Annotated in this window: 12 protein-coding genes and 1 pseudogene; 8 read left to right on the top strand and 5 right to left on the bottom strand. The window is 60.2% G+C overall.

All coding sequences use genetic code 11. The features are described 5' to 3' along the window. Positions 1-56 precede the first annotated feature (56 nt). From HV770_RS40055 to HV770_RS32915, 3 genes and pseudogenes are all read right to left on the bottom strand, one after another. Positions 57-805, bottom strand: a pseudogene (locus tag HV770_RS40055) (tannase/feruloyl esterase family alpha/beta hydrolase); the annotation flags it as partial. Next, positions 694-1,176: a tannase/feruloyl esterase family alpha/beta hydrolase gene (locus HV770_RS40050; RefSeq protein WP_484555943.1), complete on the bottom strand. Its 483-nt coding sequence runs from the start codon at positions 1,174-1,176 to the stop codon at positions 694-696. The pseudogene HV770_RS40055 and the gene HV770_RS40050, both read right to left, overlap by 112 nt. 14 nt (positions 1,177-1,190) lie before the next feature. Then, positions 1,191-1,412: a hypothetical protein gene (locus HV770_RS32915; RefSeq protein WP_175165666.1), complete on the bottom strand. Its 222-nt coding sequence runs from the start codon at positions 1,410-1,412 to the stop codon at positions 1,191-1,193. Between the two features lie 534 nt (positions 1,413-1,946). On the opposite strand from HV770_RS32915, the gene HV770_RS32910 reads away from it, so the two are divergent. From HV770_RS32910 to HV770_RS32895, 4 genes are all read left to right on the top strand, one after another. Continuing rightward, a complete protein-coding gene (locus tag HV770_RS32910; RefSeq protein WP_175165714.1) occupies positions 1,947-3,296 on the top strand; it encodes an MFS transporter in 1,350 nt (449 codons plus the stop codon). A gap of 80 nt (positions 3,297-3,376) precedes the next feature. Continuing rightward, the gene (locus HV770_RS32905) at positions 3,377-4,402 is read left to right on the top strand and encodes an amidohydrolase family protein (RefSeq protein WP_175165665.1); all 1,026 of its coding nucleotides are present in this window, start codon (positions 3,377-3,379) and stop codon (positions 4,400-4,402) included. Between the two features lie 2 nt (positions 4,403-4,404). Beyond that, entirely contained in the window at positions 4,405-5,088 is a 684-nt protein-coding gene (ligK, locus tag HV770_RS32900; protein WP_175165664.1) for a 4-carboxy-4-hydroxy-2-oxoadipate aldolase/oxaloacetate decarboxylase, read from the top strand. A gap of 15 nt (positions 5,089-5,103) precedes the next feature. Next, a complete protein-coding gene (locus HV770_RS32895; RefSeq protein WP_175165663.1) occupies positions 5,104-5,811 on the top strand; it encodes a substrate-binding domain-containing protein in 708 nt (235 codons plus the stop codon). A 155-nt stretch (positions 5,812-5,966) separates the two neighbouring features. Here the strand turns inward: HV770_RS32895 and HV770_RS32890 are convergent, their stop codons facing one another. Beyond that, positions 5,967-6,974: an ATP-grasp fold amidoligase family protein gene (locus tag HV770_RS32890; RefSeq protein WP_175165713.1), complete on the bottom strand. Its 1,008-nt coding sequence runs from the start codon at positions 6,972-6,974 to the stop codon at positions 5,967-5,969. A gap of 45 nt (positions 6,975-7,019) precedes the next feature. After that, positions 7,020-7,979 carry a GlxA family transcriptional regulator gene (locus HV770_RS32885; RefSeq protein ID WP_246291414.1) on the bottom strand — a complete coding sequence of 320 codons (960 nt, stop codon included), beginning with the start codon at positions 7,977-7,979 and terminating at the stop codon, positions 7,020-7,022. A 1,415-nt stretch (positions 7,980-9,394) separates the two neighbouring features. Between HV770_RS32885 and HV770_RS32880 the strand changes: the two genes are divergently transcribed. The 4 genes from HV770_RS32880 (at position 9,395) to HV770_RS32865 (ending at position 15,427) form a co-directional block, all read left to right on the top strand. Continuing rightward, complete coding sequence (locus HV770_RS32880; protein ID WP_246291425.1) at positions 9,395-11,647, top strand: polysaccharide biosynthesis tyrosine autokinase; 2,253 nt, start codon at positions 9,395-9,397, stop codon at positions 11,645-11,647. Positions 11,648-11,713: 66 nt separating this feature from the next. Further along, a complete protein-coding gene (locus tag HV770_RS32875) occupies positions 11,714-12,829 on the top strand; it encodes a glycosyltransferase family 4 protein (protein WP_175165661.1) in 1,116 nt (371 codons plus the stop codon). 21 nt (positions 12,830-12,850) lie between these two features. Beyond that, entirely contained in the window at positions 12,851-14,296 is a 1,446-nt protein-coding gene (locus HV770_RS32870) for a hypothetical protein (protein WP_175165660.1), read from the top strand. 120 nt (positions 14,297-14,416) lie between these two features. Continuing rightward, complete coding sequence (locus HV770_RS32865) at positions 14,417-15,427, top strand: glycosyltransferase family 2 protein (RefSeq protein ID WP_175165659.1); 1,011 nt, start codon at positions 14,417-14,419, stop codon at positions 15,425-15,427. Positions 15,428-15,442 lie beyond the last annotated feature (15 nt).

Below are 15,442 nucleotides of genomic sequence, written 5' to 3'. Positions count from 1 at the left end.
TAGTTGGCGGCGCTGTGCCAGTCGCCGGAACCCGTGTATCTGGCCACCGCCGGATGCGGGTACACGGGGCGCGACGCGGTCACGGCGTTGTTCGAATCGGTTTGATACGTCATGACCGAATTCGGCGCCTTCGCCTGCTCGACCCAGCCAGTTACCTGCGAGACCAGATCGATGTTCGGGAAGCCCTCGCCGCCGCCGCAATGGGCGACCCCCGGCACCACGTACAGCCGTGCGAAATCGCTCACGCTCGACTCGCCCATCGTGCTTTGCATCGCCTCGTAGTAAGCGATCGTGAAGAGCGGCGAGATGTGCTGGTCGGCCCAGCCGTGCCACAGGATCAGCTTGCCGCCGGCGCTCCTGAATGCGGACAGGTCGGATTGGTCGCATCGTTGAGCGGGTGGTTGGCCTGCAGAAAGCTCGTGTAGAAACTCGCGTCGTGATAGCCGGACGTGTCGATGTTCGGCATGCTCGGCGAACCCGTGAAGACCAGGTTGTATGCGCCGGTCACGATGTTGTAGCTGAACAGACCCGTGGTCTTCACGGGGGCGTCCGTCGAGTTCGTCGTCGGCCCTTCGACGCGGACCCAGTTGGCTTCCGAACCGTACTGCGGCGAACCGGCCAGCATGCGTTCACCGGTCGTGGCATCCGTCGGGCCGCTGTAGATCTTCGTGGCAGCGGCGACTTCTGCCGCGCTCAGGCAGTTGGCGGTGCTGGTCGCGCCGTTCGCGCACTGGATCGTTGCCGGATCGAAGTGACAGGTGCGCGGATCCGCCAGCAGGCCGTCGGCCGCGCCGCTCGCGCCGCATGCGGCCACGACGGCCTTGTGCAGCACGTGCGCCTTGTCGGCGTAAAGCACGGCGTTGCCGAGGTATTGCCGGTCGTGCTGTTCGATTGCACGCTCCAGCCGTGATACAGCGAGTTCTGGATCTGCAAGTGAGCAGCCGGTGCGCCGGCGACGATGCCGTTGTAATCGGTCGCGTAGCGTTGCGCGGCCATCAGCGCTTCGCGGCCGCCGTCGGAGCAGCCAATGAAGTACGAGTACTTCTGCGCCTGCCCGTAATAGGCCTTGATGAGCTTCTCCGCCGTGAGCGTCGTGGTGTGCTGACCGCGATAGGCAAAGTCGGCCTGCTTCTGCGCATCCGAGGACCAGCTCGTGTCCTGACCCGTGTGGCCCATGTCGGTCGCTGCCGTCACGAGACGGCCAGGGTCAGCAGCGAGGCCGTGCGCGCATGAACGCGCGCAAGCAGCCCGAAAGATTGCTGAGTTCTCACGCTTGCCTCCTTGATTGGTTTTCTTCCTCGATCATCAGAACCGCCCGCGAGCATCGTGACCGCATGACGTACCCGCGATTGGCGGATTGCCTGTTTGTTTTCATCAATTCCCCTCTCCTCTTTTAATACTTCGGTTCGCAAAGACGTCTCCAGATCGTCGACCTGTTTGTTCCTCAATCATTCGTGCGGCATAACGTGACCATGCGCAAAACGGCGACCGATAGCGAAAGCCTCGCTTCATCGCGATATGAAGAAAGGAAGAGTGCGGCGAAAAGCATCGGCCCATCCGCCGTTCTATGCGACTTCGTTCCCGAGTTATCTGTTCTATTTATCGAGGGGTGCTTGCAAGGGCGTCGGGCGAGGCCGTCTCCAGCGGCTACCGGATCGCGTTCGAGCCTTATTCAAAGGGCTTATGAGGGCGTTTCTCGGTTTCCGGCGATGCTATGCGGAACAACCAAAACCCGGATACTCCGCTCACACATCTGGTTAACCCGCCCTTTTGACGCCGGAGCCCGAACCGCTACCTTCAGACCGGCTCATTTGGGGAAGGTAGGCAAGGCACCCACATGACGGCAAGCGCGATTGACGAGAGCGCGAAGCCACGAGCTTCGGCCGCGCAATAAGACCAGAAAAGGAGACAGGAGAAATCTGATGACAAGCGGAATGACAAGCGCAATGACGAGCGGTAAGAGAATTGATATCAAGGCGTTCATCGACGAACGGTCGATCTCGGCCTACCAGTGGCTATTGGTCGCGCTGTGCTTTCTGATCGTGACGGCCGACGGCATGGACGTCGCCATCATGGGATTCATCGCGCCTTCCATCATTCACGACTGGGGCATTTCGCGCCCCGCATTCGGCCTCGTGATGAGTGCGGCGCCGATCGGTCTGGTGATCGGCGCACTGACAGCGGGACCGGCGTCGGATCGCATCGGGCGCAAGTGGGTGCTGATTACGTCGGTGTTTCTATTCGGCATTTTCACGATTGCTACCGCGTTCACGCAAACGCCGACCGCGATGGCGCTGTTGCGACTGCTGACCGGCATCGGTCTTGGGGCCGCGATGCCTAACTCAACGACGCTGCTGTCCGAGTACGCACCGCAACGCAAGCGCGCATTGCTGATCACGATCATGTTCACGGGCTTCAACCTCGGCTCGGCGTTGATCGGCTTCGCTGCCGGCTGGCTGATTCCGATTCACGGCTGGCGCTCGGTACTGATTTTCGGCGGTGCGCTGCCGTTGCTGTTGATCCCGTTCCAGATCTGGCTGCTGCCGGAATCGGCCCGTTTGCTGGCCGTGCGTGGCGCATCGCCCAAGCGTATCGGCTCGGTGCTCGGCCGCGTGTGCGGCGCGCGCTTTGCCGGTGACGAAGTGTTCGTTTCGAGTGAACCGCGGCTGCCGACGCGCAAGCCGATCGGCGTGCTGTTCTCGCAAGGCTATGGTTCGATGACGCTCGCGCTGTGGGTCACGTATTTCATGGGCCTGCTCGTGATCTACCTGTTGACCGGCTGGCTGCCCACGCTGATGAAGGACGCGGGTCTCACCGTCACCGCGGCGGCCAACATCACGGCGATGTTCCAGATCGGCGGCACGCTCGGCGCGGTTCTGGTCGGCTGGGTGATGGACAAGGTCCGGCCAGCGCCGGTGATCAGCGCGGCTTACCTGGGCGGTGGTCTGTGCGTGCTCGGGTTGGGCTACATCGGCGCATTGTCTTCATCGCTGGCATTGCTGGTGTTTGCTGCGGGCTTCTGCATGAGCGGCGCGCAAACCGGTCTGAACGCGTATGCGCCAGGCCGCTATCCGACCGTGGCGCGGGCAACTGGCGTGAGCTGGATGCTCGGCATGGGCCGCTTCGGCAGCATTTTCGGCTCGGCGATCGGCGGCGCGCTGCTCGGCTTCGGCTGGCAGTTCGGCGCGATTCTCGCGATGCTTTCGGTCCCCGCTACACTGGCCGCGATCGCCATTCTCGTGAGTCAGCGCGTGAGCGCCGGCGAGACGACGGCAAGCCCGAATACCGCGCACTGAGTGACAAGCCAAGCAAACGCGGCGCGCACGAGTTTTGTCGTGGCGCGTCGCTGGTCGAATCAATTTTCTGAGGAGAGACCGTGATTATCGACATTCACGGCCACTACACTACCGCGCCGAAAGCGTTGGAGTCGTGGCGCAACCGCCAGATCGCGGGCATCAATAACCCGTCCGAGATGCCGAAAGCGTCGGAATTGCGGATCAGCGACGACGAGCTGCGCGATTCGATCGAAAGCAACCAGTTGAAGCTGATGCGCGAGCGCGGCCTCGATCTGACGATCTTCAGCCCGCGTGCGAGTTTTATGGCGCATCACATCGGCGACGTGCAGATCTCCCGTACGTGGGCCGCCATCTGCAATGAGTTGTGCTATCGGGTGAGCCAACTCTTTCCCGAGCACTTCGTGCCGGCGGCGATGTTGCCGCAAAGCCCGTGCGTCGACACCGCCACGTGTATTCCGGAACTGGTCAAGTGCGTCGAGCAGTACGGCAACGTGGCGATCAATCTCAATCCCGATCCGTCGGGCGGTCACTGGACCAGTCCGCCGCTGTCGGAACGCTACTGGTATCCGATCTACGAGAAGATGATCGAATACGACATTCCGGCGATGGTCCACGTGAGCACGAGCTGCAACGCATGCTTTCACACCACCGGCTCGCACTACCTGAACGCGGACACGACGGCCTTCATGCAGTGCCTGACGTCGGACCTGTTCCGCGATTTTCCGACGCTGCGTTTTGTGATTCCTCACGGCGGCGGCGCGGTGCCCTATCACTGGGGGCGTTTCCGCGGACTCGCACAGGAGCTGAAAAAACCGTTGCTGAAGGATCATCTGCTCAACAATATTTTCTTCGACACCTGCGTCTATCATCAGCCGGGTATCGATCTGCTCACCCGCGTGATCCCCGTCGACAACATTCTGTTCGCGAGCGAAATGATTGGCGCGGTGCGTGGCATCGATCCCGAGACGGGCCACTATTTCGACGACACGAAACGCTATATCGAAGCGGCGCATGTCGATGCAGAAGAGCGTCACAAAATCTACGAAGGAAATGCGCGGCGAGTCTATCCGCGTCTGGATGCGTTGCTTAAATCGAAGGGACAGTAATCATGTATGAACTTGGAGTCGTCTATCGCAACGTCGCGCGCGCGGACGCGGATGTTGCCGGGAAACTCGGTGCGCTCGGCTCGGCAACCGTGCACGAGGCAATGGGACGCACGGGTCTCTTGAAGCCGTACATGCGGCCGATCTATGTCGGCGCGCGCGCCAGCGGCACCGCGGTCACCGTGCTGTTGCAGCCGGGCGATAACTGGATGCTGCACGTCGCGGCCGAGCAGATCCGGCCGGGCGACGTCGTCGTGGCCGCGGTGACCACCGACTGCACCGATGGCTATTTCGGCGACCTGCTGGCGACGAGCTTCAAGGCGCGCGGCGCTCAGGCATTGATCATCGACGCAGGCGTGCGCGACGTGAGCGTGCTGACGGAGATGAACTTCCCGGTCTGGAGCAAGGCGATTTCCGCGAAAGGCACGGTCAAGGCGACGCTCGGTTCGGTAAACATTCCCGTGGTCTGCGCGGGTGCGCTGGTCACGCCAGGCGATGTCGTCGTCGCAGATGACGACGGCGTGGCGGTGGTGCCTGCGGCGTCGGCGCAATTGGTGCTCGAAAAAGCGGCTGCACGCGAAGCGAACGAAGCCGGGAAGCGCGCGAAGCTGGCCGCTGGCGTGCTCGGTCTGGACATGTACAACATGCGCGGGCCGCTGGAGCAGGCCGGATTGCGTTACAAAGACTAAAGAGGGCGGCAAAAGATGGTCAGCGGTCAAACCGTGCGCACGCCGATCACCGGCATCTCGTCGATGGCTACGCGCCTGGTACTGGCCGAACTCGCCGCCGCATACGAACGCTTGGCGGGGCAGCCGGTTGCGATTGAGTCGGTCGGCGGTGTCGATGCGGCAAGGCGTATTCAGGAAGGCGAATCATTCGATATCGTCGTGCTGGCGGTGGACGCGCTCGACCGGTTGGCGGCGGCCGGCCGGGTCGATCCGGCAAGCCGGGTTGCACTTGCGCGCTCTGGCATTGCCATTGCGGTGGCGGCAGGGCAACGGCGGCCGGACGTCAGTACCGAAGCGGCGCTGCGCGACGCCATTCTGAGCGTCCGCGGCATCGGCTACTCGACGGGTCCTAGCGGAGCGCATCTGAAGCGGTTGTTCGAGCGTTGGGGCATAGCGGAAACCATTGCTCCGCGCATCGTGCAGGCGCCGCCCGGCGTCCCGGTGGGGGTATTGGTCGCGCGGGGCGAGGTCGCGCTGGGTTTTCAGCAACTGAGTGAATTGATCCACTTGCCGGGCATCGACGTGGTCGGCGCATTGCCGCCCGAGGCGCAATCCATCACCGTCTTTGCGGCCGCGATCTGCGCCGCGACGCCCCAGCGCGAGGCTGCGCGGGCGCTGCTAGCGTTTCTGACGTCGCGCGAGGCCGACGGCGCCAAGTTGCAGAACGGGATGGAGCCCGCTTGATCGCAGTAGAAGGTGGTTCGGGCTTGCGCGAAGTGCGGCCGAAGGGCATTGTCCAGGCGATAAGCTGGTATTCCCCCTGCGGCGCAAAGGGAAAGCCGTTGCCATGGTGCGCTCAAACGGGCGCGTAACCGCACTTGTGATTTTTCGCCGCGTACTCACGCCAGCAGCTTTCCCCACTCGTAGTCGATCCTGTCCGGCGTGAATGGTAATACGCCCGCGCCAGGTGTGAAAGTCAGTTCGCCGAAGTAGACCAGGTTATCGGGTGCGTACAGGTCCACGCGGACGTAATCGAAGTCTTCAGAGAGGGCGATCGCGGTGTCCAGTACCGCTTCCAGGTTCGCCGGGCGAGGTGCCGGCGCGGCGCTCCGCTTGTAAAAGCCGATCTCGACGTCGAGGTGATTCCAGTTGATGTCGTACACGTCGCCATGCGTCGCGTTTCCGAATCTGTCCGATATCACCAGTATGTAGATGATCGGCGGTCCCTGCCGGCCACCAAAACAATGCACCTTGAAGTCTGCCGGTATCTGGCCGCGTGCGTCGAGAAGCAGGTGCTCGAAGAAGATACGCGGCTCGATGGTGCGATAGTGCCGCTCTCGCGCAATGCTGTAAAAGTCGATTGCGAGCCACTGCTCGGCGCGACGCTGCAGCTCGTCGAACGATGTTTCCGACTTGTTTCTCACCACCTCGACGAAGCTGCTGCCGTGATTCGCCTTCATCACGAAAGCACTCGGAAGCGCGTCGAATACTTCGCGTGTGAACACATCCGGTGCCGCGATTAGAGGTATCAGGTGCTTCGCACCTATCTTGCTGGCAATGTATTCGCGAACCAGAAGCTTGTCGGTCAAGCCGATGTAGCGCGGATCCGGCCTGAGACTGCGTTGCAGGATCTTCTCGTTGAAGGTGGCGGGGCGACGCAGATTGGGATAGCGGCCAATACATTTATGATGCAACAGACTCAGAAAAAGAGAGTCGGGCAGAAAGGACTTCGCGGCTTCCTTGAGTCTTCTGATCGTCGAGACGGGGTGCTCAGGCAACCGATACGGATCGGCCAATACCGGTGGTGGCACGTCGACCGGCATATCTCCGGACAACGCGACTCCCTTATGCCTTGCAACGGATGCAGCGGCATCCCCGTCGTACTGTGCGGACTTTATCGTTGTCATGTTTCCATCCGTAACTGGCGGCACCGCGAAGCGGCATTGAAAGTCCTAAGGGGCTTCTCGCACAATCTCAGTAGAGGTGTTCCAGTGTTCCTCGGGCGCCAGATATCGCTGTTCGGATTCGAAATGTTGCCGGGCGCGAAATTGCGTGGGGGACATCCCGTATCGTTCCTTGAACAGTCGCCCCAAACGATTGCCGTCGCCCATGCCACAGCGCCGCGCAATCTTGTCGACGGGCAAATCGGTGTTTCTCAACATCGCGGATACGATCTCGAAGCGTGTACGCAACAGATACTCGAGTGGCGTCATACCGAATTCGCATTTAAAGCGGCGCTGAAAATTGCGCTTGCTCATGGCCGCGGACTCGGCCGCCTGAGCGACTGAAATCGCCTTACTGTAGTTCTCCTTGATCCAGCGTGCCGACTCGCGGACTTTTTCGGTGGTCGTGGTGACGCTTGCATCGTCCAGCTCCGACTTGTTCTGGTCCGTGTAGCCTGTTTGTAGAATGCGGCCGATCTTTCGCGCGGTATCTGGACCCAGGTCGCGTTCGATCTGGGAAAGTGCCAGGTCGGTGGGCTTCACACCGCCGCCGTCGCGAGTGCTGCCGCTGTCATCAAATAGAAAGATGGGCACAGTCGATTGCAATGGATTCCTGCAGACGACGGCCAGATTCGCGCCTTGCTGCACACGAAACGATGCAATGGACCCCTGAAGCGAGATCCACGAAAGAAAGCGGTCATTGGATTCCGCGGTCTCGGTCGCGTCCCGGCACGCTACGAAGAACGCGTGGAAATCGGCGAGGCTGTAACGCTGCAGACTTTGCGTCCAGATCGAGATGCTGGACGAACTGGTCACCAGCCCCCCCGCATCGGACAACACGGACAGTCGATATGGCGGTTCCTTGCCCCCGGCTTTCTCGAACTCGTTGGCAAGCCGAAATATGTCGCCGATAGCTCCTGTGGTTGCCATCGAACAGTGCTGAAAAACCAGAAGGCCAATGTGTTTCATCGCTTTTCGTCCATTCCGACGCTTATTCACGTCCGACGTAAGACAATCGGTGGAAGTCATCAGGCTGAGTTCTCTGCACAGGCTAATCACCCTGAGTAGCGAGATTAACGCATCGAAATTTCCACGACGAACTTGGCTGGCGTTTGCGGGTGTTTTGGCGTAATAGTCATGGCGGGGGAAATTCTTACCTCGCAATGGAAGACAAAGCGTTCTAATATGTATTCCCACGAGAAACATTTTCCGTAACTAATACGCAAGGATCTTGTGAATAGCGCTTCCGCCAAAGCGCGCTTTCACTCGATGACGCAAGGGCTGCCGGGCGACAGCTGCACTCGGATAGACAATTTGTGTACATGAATTGCGGAGGCAGTTCAGTGCGGGGATATGCACTGACCCGTATAACTCTGTTACATTAATTGCAGATAGCAACAAGGCTTTCTGCAATAGCCCTGCCTTTGTAATCCCCTCTGCATAATCGGCCATTAACACCCGAATTTATGCCGATGACGAATTGCCGCTTTTTAAGCAGGCTATGCTTCACTGCAGCATCAAGAGAGAAATTGGCGGCCTGAATGAGCCGATTTCCGACTCCGCAAGATGCGTATGTGCATTAACGCGCCATCGCCGTGCTTCGGCGAGGATATGTCCAATTACCGTCCTCCATGGACAGCTGGATTTGTGTCGGGTCGAAGCATTGCGCGAGAAGGCTGACGCGCGATCATGTACCACCGTGCCCGCAGGGGCGCGGTGCCGGCGTTGATCGCGCTGCGGCTGGCGCTCGCGGCGATCGTGACATATGGTTGGATTATCCGGCGTTCTCATACATGAAGATCGACCTTGCCGGGCGAGCGTCTGATTGGCGAAGCGGCCATCACGCCAGACGTGAGCCATTGGATCGCAAGGCGTTCTCTCGAACTACCTGTGCAGTTGGAGGTTGGCATCGTCAATGCCGCGAGGCCCTATTCCTGTTTTATGAAGTAGCGGCAGGCAGTGACCATAACAATCTCAATACAGCAGTTTTTCAGGGTCCATTACAGAATAGCTTTTCGTAGCACGAATATCTTGGGAGGATTTTTAGTTTGTTGAGATCGTGGTGGGAGAACGCGTTGCAGGCGACGTAGTAAAGACGCCGATGATATGTAGTACGCAGCACTGTCATCCGTCGTTCGCGCGGTCCGGAACGCAGCTATCCGAACCAATCTAACGAAGCACGTCACGTCGAGGTGCTGCCGGACAATGCACTACCCACGTCGTCCGGCGGCGGTTTCAGAACGTGAACCGGTGGTGCAGCAGAGCAGCATCGAATCATTACTCTGCCCATCGAACATGGAAGGATCAAACCGGTGGATTACTACCCTCAGAATTCGCTCTCTCCGGGTGCCAGCGCCGAACGTGGCCAACTCAGCGCGCGTGGGATGCTCACGTTGATGCGCGATCACATCTGGGAAATCGTGGTCACGACGGTGGTCGTTCTGACACTGGCTGTGGCATATCTACTTATCGCGACACCGATCTACTCGGCCGATGTCCTCCTGCGCGTGGACCCGCCGGAGCCGAATGCGCTCGGTCTCGCCTTGCAGAATCAGGAAATGCTTGCGCCGCCTGCGCCGTCCCCAACGACCGAAATGGCCATCATGCATAGCCGCTCGGTGCTCGACCCGGTGATCGACCGGTTCCGCTTCGACGTGTCCGTGACGCCGCGCAAGATTCCGGTTCTGGGTGCCATCGCCGAGAAGTTTGCGACACCCGGTCGGCCGGCGGCGCCGTGGTTTGGGTTGAAGTCCTTTGCGTGGGGCGGCGAGCGTATTCAGATTGGCGCTCTTGACGTGCCGCGAGAACTCGAGGAAGAAAAGCTCACCTTGATCGCCCTCGCAGATGGCGCGTACGAGTTGCGCGGACCGTCGGATCAGTTACTCGTCAGAGGCATAGTGGGCACGCCGGCAATGGACAACGGCGTCTCGATGCTCGTGAAGGAGTTGGACGCGCGGCCCGGCACGAAATTCGAGGTTATTCGGTGGAATGAACTCGACGCGGTCAAGCGCTTTGAGGACCTGGTCAAGGTTAGCGACAAGGCAAAAGACTCGGGTCTCATGCAGATAGAGTATATGGATAAAAGCGCGGATAAGGCCACGGAAGTCGCCAATGCCGTGGGCCAGCAATACCTGGCCTCTGCCATTACCAGCCGGCAACTCAATGACACGACCACGCTCGCCTTCATTAACGGAGAACTTCCGCGCTTGCTCGCCGACCTCAGGAAGGCTGAGGACAATCTCAAGCATTTCCGCGCGAATGCACAGTCGATGCAACCGACGGCCGAGGCGCAAGCGTATCTTCAGGGCGGCCTCGACCTCGACAGGCAGATTGCGTCCCTGCAACTGCAGCGTACGCAACTCCTCGACCGTTATACCGTTGGCAGCCGCTGGATCCAGAACATCGACACACAACTGGCGCAATTAAAGGACGCGCAAGAGAAATTCAACGGCCATTTCAACGGCATGCCGTCATCCGAGCGTGAAAGCGTCGATCTGCTCCGCGCGCAGAAGGTGGCGGAAACGGTCTATCTGGGGATGGTTCAGAAAGCGGAGCAATTACAGGTTCGGCGCGCCAGTACCACGGGCGGCGCGCATATCGTCGACCGGGCAATCAGACCCCATCGTCCGGTCAAGCCGCAGCCCGTGCTGGTGCTCGGAGGGGCCTTGATACTCGGGCTCGTGTCCGGCGTCACGCTGGTCTTCATGCGCCGCCATGTGATGACCGGCGTGACCGACCCCAAATACGTCGAGCGCCGCATGAGCGTACCGGTATTCGGCGAGATCCTGTTCAGCCAGCAGCAGCTGTTGCTCGATCGCCTGTCTGCCAGCGCGGGCCGAAAGTTACTACTGGGTCTGGGAGGGCGAAGCAATCTGCCATTCCAGAAAAGCTCGCCCGATATTCAGTTTCACGGTGCGGCGGCCTTTCTCGATGGCGACATCAGCCGGGCTCTGGCTTCACGTTTTCCGCACGATACGTCGGTCGAGGCGCTTCGCAACGTGCGCACCGCGGTGACGCGCGATCTTGCACGCGCGCGCAATAACGTCCTGATGGTCATCGGGCCGACGCCGTCGGCGGGAAAGAGCTTTATTGCCGCAAACCTCGCGATTCTGCATGCCGAGATCGGCACGCGCGTCGTGCTGATCGACGCCGATATGCGGCGCGGACATCTCGCGTCGTTGTTCAACGGCAGCAATCGTGGCGGACTCTCGGAAGTGCTCGCGGAGCGAATGCCTTTGCGCAGCGCATTGCGGCAGACGAGCGTCGAGAGCCTGACGTTCCTGTCCTGTGGCTTGCGTCCGGAGAATCCCGCCGCACTGCTGATGAAACCGCGCTTCAAGGATGTGCTGGAGCGGCTCGCGGGTCAGTTCGATCTGGTGATCATCGACACGCCTCCGTTTCTGGCGGTCACGGACGCTTCCATCATCGCGAGTGAAGCGGGCGCGTCGTTGCTGGTCCTGCGTTCGGGCATGCAAAGCGAGGAGGAGATCGCCGACACGATCAAGAAGATGGAGCGCGCCGAGGGACGCATTGCCGGCGCGGTCTTCAACGGCATCCCGCTGCGGCGAAGTACACGGAATTACGGCTACGCGACGAACTACGCCAGTGATGCCGGCGACCCGGAAGCAGTGCATTGATCTCGCTCCGGGCTCAGGCAAATGGCAGCCAGCGTAATCTCGTGACGGCGTTAAACGGAGCACCCGATGACCTTTGCAATCAACGGAAAGTTCACTTCCCAGCCCGTCACCGGCGTTCAGCGGGTCGCCTATGAACTCACGAGAGCGATGCAGATGCGCGCGCTCCCTGGTGATGAACTGGAAGTCTTCATGCCGCAAAACGCAATCGAACCGGGCGCGCTGCTCGCACGCCAGCGGCGTTTTCCGTGGCTGCGCGGCACGCTCTGGGAGCAGATCACGCTGCCGATCGCGGCGCGGGGCATGACGCTCCTGAATCTGTGCAATACCAATCCGCTGTTCAAGCGCGCGCAGGTCGTGATGGTCCATGACATGGCGATCTACGATGTCCCGCAAGGCTTCTCGAGAAAATTCCGGCTCTGGTACCGCGTTTGCTTCGCATGCCTGAGACGAACCCGGCCGCTGATCCTGACGGTCTCGGAATTCTCGAAGACGCGCATTTGCCATCACCTGAAAATCGATGAATCGCGCGTGACGGTCGTCACGCCCGGCGCGGACCATCTCGACCGGGTCACGTCGAATCCCGCGGTATTGAGCCGTCTTGGGCTCGCGAAAGACACTTACTGTGTGATTGTCGGCAGTATCGATCCGCGCAAGAACCTGCAGCGGGCGCTGGAGGCAATCGGCAAGCTCGGACATCTCACCGGAATCAAGTTTGTCATTGTGGGCGGTAGAAATCCGCGCATCTTCAATAGCGCCGATGACGGGCAACCGGCGTTCTCGAAGCAGGTACTGTGGGCTGGCTTCGTATCGGACGGCGAATTGAAGTCTTTGTACGAGAACGCGGGTTGCCTCGTTTTTCCGTCGTTGTATGAGGGATTCGGACTGCCGCCACTCGAAGCGATGTACTGCGGCTGTCCTGTGATTGCCTCGTCGCGCACGTCGATACCCGAAGCGTGTGGCGACGCCGCGATGTATTGCGATGCGATGTCGGCTGACGACATCGCCGCAAAGATTTCAAAAATGATGGGCGACGCAGAACTCAGGGAGCGTCACCGAACAAAGGGCTTGCTTCACGCCCGCGAGTTTCGCTGGGAGTGTTCGGCGCAGAAAGTGCTTGAGATTCTCTACGGCCACACCGGTGAGCGCTTGCCGGACCTGACGCCGCGCGCGTCGGTGAGTTGACGCATGGTTCTGGGCAGGCAAATGCATCGCGTCGAAAACGGTGCCGGCCGACGGCGAGCACTGCGCATACTAGCGGCGCTCGCGGGTGCGACGATACCTCTGGTGCGTACGCGGGGCGCGCTCGCGGCGGTATCCGATGCGCGCAAACATCGCGCGACCGCTCGCCGGATGACCGACCTGATCGGCTCGAATGGCTGGCCCGGATCGGCCAGCGATATTCAGATGTGGCACGCGATGGGCATCAGTTGGGGACGCGATTCGGTGGGACCTGGCCAGCAGTACGGCCCGGGAGACGCGATGCGTATCGACAAGACCGGTCCCACATTCAATAGCGATCTGCCGTCGGTCCTGATTCGAAACGATCGCAACGGAATCGGCTCCTTGCTGCTGCTCGCATACACGCCGAAGTGGAATGCGAGCGTGCCGGGAGATTCAAAGTCGGCGCCTGTCGACGAGAAGGCATGGACGCGCTACGTCGACGCGGTGGTTCGCAAGTATTCGACGCCGCCGTTCAATCTGCGTTATTTCCAGATCTGGAACGAGGCGGCCGGCAAGTTGTCCGGTGGTTCGCCGCAGGCCTCGTTCTGGCACGGCCCGGATTTCAGTCCGGACCGGAAGCGCGCGAAGCCCTACGAGCGGGCGATGCAGGATTACGTCGAGCGGATTCATATTCCGGCGGCACGGATTATCCGCGGTTACGACGCGTATGTCGTGTACGGCGGCTGGCCGGATCAGGGCGGGCTCTCCAACTTCAAGCGATGGCTGGAGTACAGGAGCCCGGTGCTGGATGAACGCATGCTGGACTGGGTCGATTACCTCGACACGCATTACCTTCCTGTCGCCGATCTCGATCCTTTGTATGAGCAGTACGTGAAGAACGGTCCTGCACGCGGAATCTGGCAAACGGAAATAGGTGACGCGTACATGAAAGATCCGCACTACCTGCCGCGCTATTTCTTCGACTTCGCCGTGTGGGCATTGGATAGAAACTGGAACGACCAGGACAAGTATCTGTCCATGATCTATCACTGGGATGGCTATGAGCCATTCCGGCTTACGCATCGGGGTCCGCCTGAGCGGACTTACAACGTATCCGGTCAAAGCCTGGTCGTACTGCATCGGACCGTCGATGGACCGCTCGCCAGCTTGTCGAAGCCGTTGCAGTTCAGTCCGGGCGCCGCAGGAACCGGCTTGTTTTCCGGCCGCGACATCGTGATGCAGGTCAGGGCGGACCCGGGTTGGCAGACGGTCGGCTTGCCGGGGCTTGGGCCGACATCGTCGTCGCGTGTTACCCGGGTCGAGTTTATCGATGCACTGACCGGCGAAGCGGGCGCCCGCGACGACGTTGCGTTGACGTGGGACGACCAGCGGCTGAAAGTTCGATTCAAGGTGCCGGATCGAGTCAACGGCGCTGGCAACAATCCGCCGAAGCACCTCGCCTATGTAGTTCTGCGTCGTGCCACGTAGCCATACGATCAGGCAAGGCTATGCCCGATCTAGTTGAAGTGTCGTGTTTGCCGCGTGTGTCGTCAGTTTTACGGTCATCGGATTTCGCTTGATCGAACTTTTGGATACCGTCGAGAAATCATGAACCACGTTACCGTTGCGATTTGCAATTACAACTACGAGCGCTATCTGGTCGAGGCGATCGACTCGGCGCTTGCTCAGGACTATCCAGGAACGGAGGTGCTCGTCATCGACGATGGTTCGACCGACGGCTCGCGAGCGGTCATTGAACAGTACGGCACGCGTATTTCATCCATCTTCAAGCCGAACGGCGGCCAGGTCTCCGCGTATAACCATGCGATCGGCGTGCTTGAAACGGACTATGTAATCTTCCTCGATTCCGACGACATTCTTTATCCGAGCGCGGTCTCCGAAGTGATGCGCCTGTTCGTGGACGGAAACTGGGCGAAGGTGCAATTCCGCCTAGACGTGATGGACAGCGACAGCGTGCTAACCGGCACCCATGTACCCCATAGCGAACCACCACACGACTGCGGAAAGCTGTTGCTGGGCGGCTGGCTTTATCCCTCTCCGCCCGCGTCGGGCAATGCATATCGTGTGAGTGCCCTGAGGCGCTTCTTTCCCATACCGGAGGAAGGCATCAACCGCTACGGCGCGGACTTCTACGCGATCTACGGTGCGGCATTGACTGGGCCTATTGCCACCGTGCCGAAATCGCTCGGCGGCTATCGTGTGCATAACGCACACGGCGAGACGGTCTCGTTCGCCAATTCGGAGCAGATCAACAAAGCGCCGAAAATCTTCAACCTGCGCTGGGCGATACTCAGGGATATCGCCCGCAACCGGTTGCAGATAGAACTGCCGCCAGTCTTTTACGACTTTTCTCACGAAAGAGCCACGTTCTGTTCGAGCGTCTATCGCGCGACCCTGCCGACACGCTGGCGCTGGATGACGCGAAACTCTCACACCTATTTGCATACGATCATCGCGAACCCGTTCTGGGGTGTGAAGAAGAAACTCGGCACGCTCGTGCTGTCGAGCTTGTGCCTCGTGCCTTATTCGCCGCTGTCGGACTTCGTCGTGCGTTATATCTCCAACCCGCTTGCCCGCCGCCGCGCGGTTGGGCGCTGAACTCCGGACCGCGCG

Source organism: Paraburkholderia fynbosensis, assembly GCF_902859935.1.
In the GTDB taxonomy this organism is placed as follows: Bacteria; Pseudomonadota; Gammaproteobacteria; order Burkholderiales; family Burkholderiaceae; genus Paraburkholderia; species Paraburkholderia fynbosensis.
This window is presented reverse-complemented; position numbering and strand designations above follow the sequence as displayed.

What these genes read in the sequence shown, in the direction of transcription:
- HV770_RS32895 (WP_175165663.1), top strand. Translation starts at nt 5,104, where the DNA reads ATGGTCAGCGGTCAAACCGTGCGCACGCCGATCACCGGCATCTCGTCG.
- HV770_RS32910 (WP_175165714.1), top strand. Translation starts at nt 1,947, where the DNA reads ATGACGAGCGGTAAGAGAATTGATATCAAGGCGTTCATCGACGAACGG.
- HV770_RS40050 (WP_484555943.1), bottom strand. Translation starts at nt 1,176, where the DNA reads ATGGGCCACACGGGTCAGGACACGAGCTGGTCCTCGGATGCGCAGAAG.
- HV770_RS32865 (WP_175165659.1), top strand. Translation starts at nt 14,417, where the DNA reads ATGAACCACGTTACCGTTGCGATTTGCAATTACAACTACGAGCGCTAT.
- HV770_RS32890 (WP_175165713.1), bottom strand. Translation starts at nt 6,974, where the DNA reads ATGACAACGATAAAGTCCGCACAGTACGACGGGGATGCCGCTGCATCC.
- HV770_RS32880 (WP_246291425.1), top strand. Translation starts at nt 9,395, where the DNA reads ATGCTCACGTTGATGCGCGATCACATCTGGGAAATCGTGGTCACGACG.
- ligK (WP_175165664.1), top strand. Translation starts at nt 4,405, where the DNA reads ATGTATGAACTTGGAGTCGTCTATCGCAACGTCGCGCGCGCGGACGCG.
- HV770_RS32885 (WP_246291414.1), bottom strand. Translation starts at nt 7,979, where the DNA reads ATGAAACACATTGGCCTTCTGGTTTTTCAGCACTGTTCGATGGCAACC.
- HV770_RS32870 (WP_175165660.1), top strand. Translation starts at nt 12,851, where the DNA reads ATGCATCGCGTCGAAAACGGTGCCGGCCGACGGCGAGCACTGCGCATA.
- HV770_RS32875 (WP_175165661.1), top strand. Translation starts at nt 11,714, where the DNA reads ATGACCTTTGCAATCAACGGAAAGTTCACTTCCCAGCCCGTCACCGGC.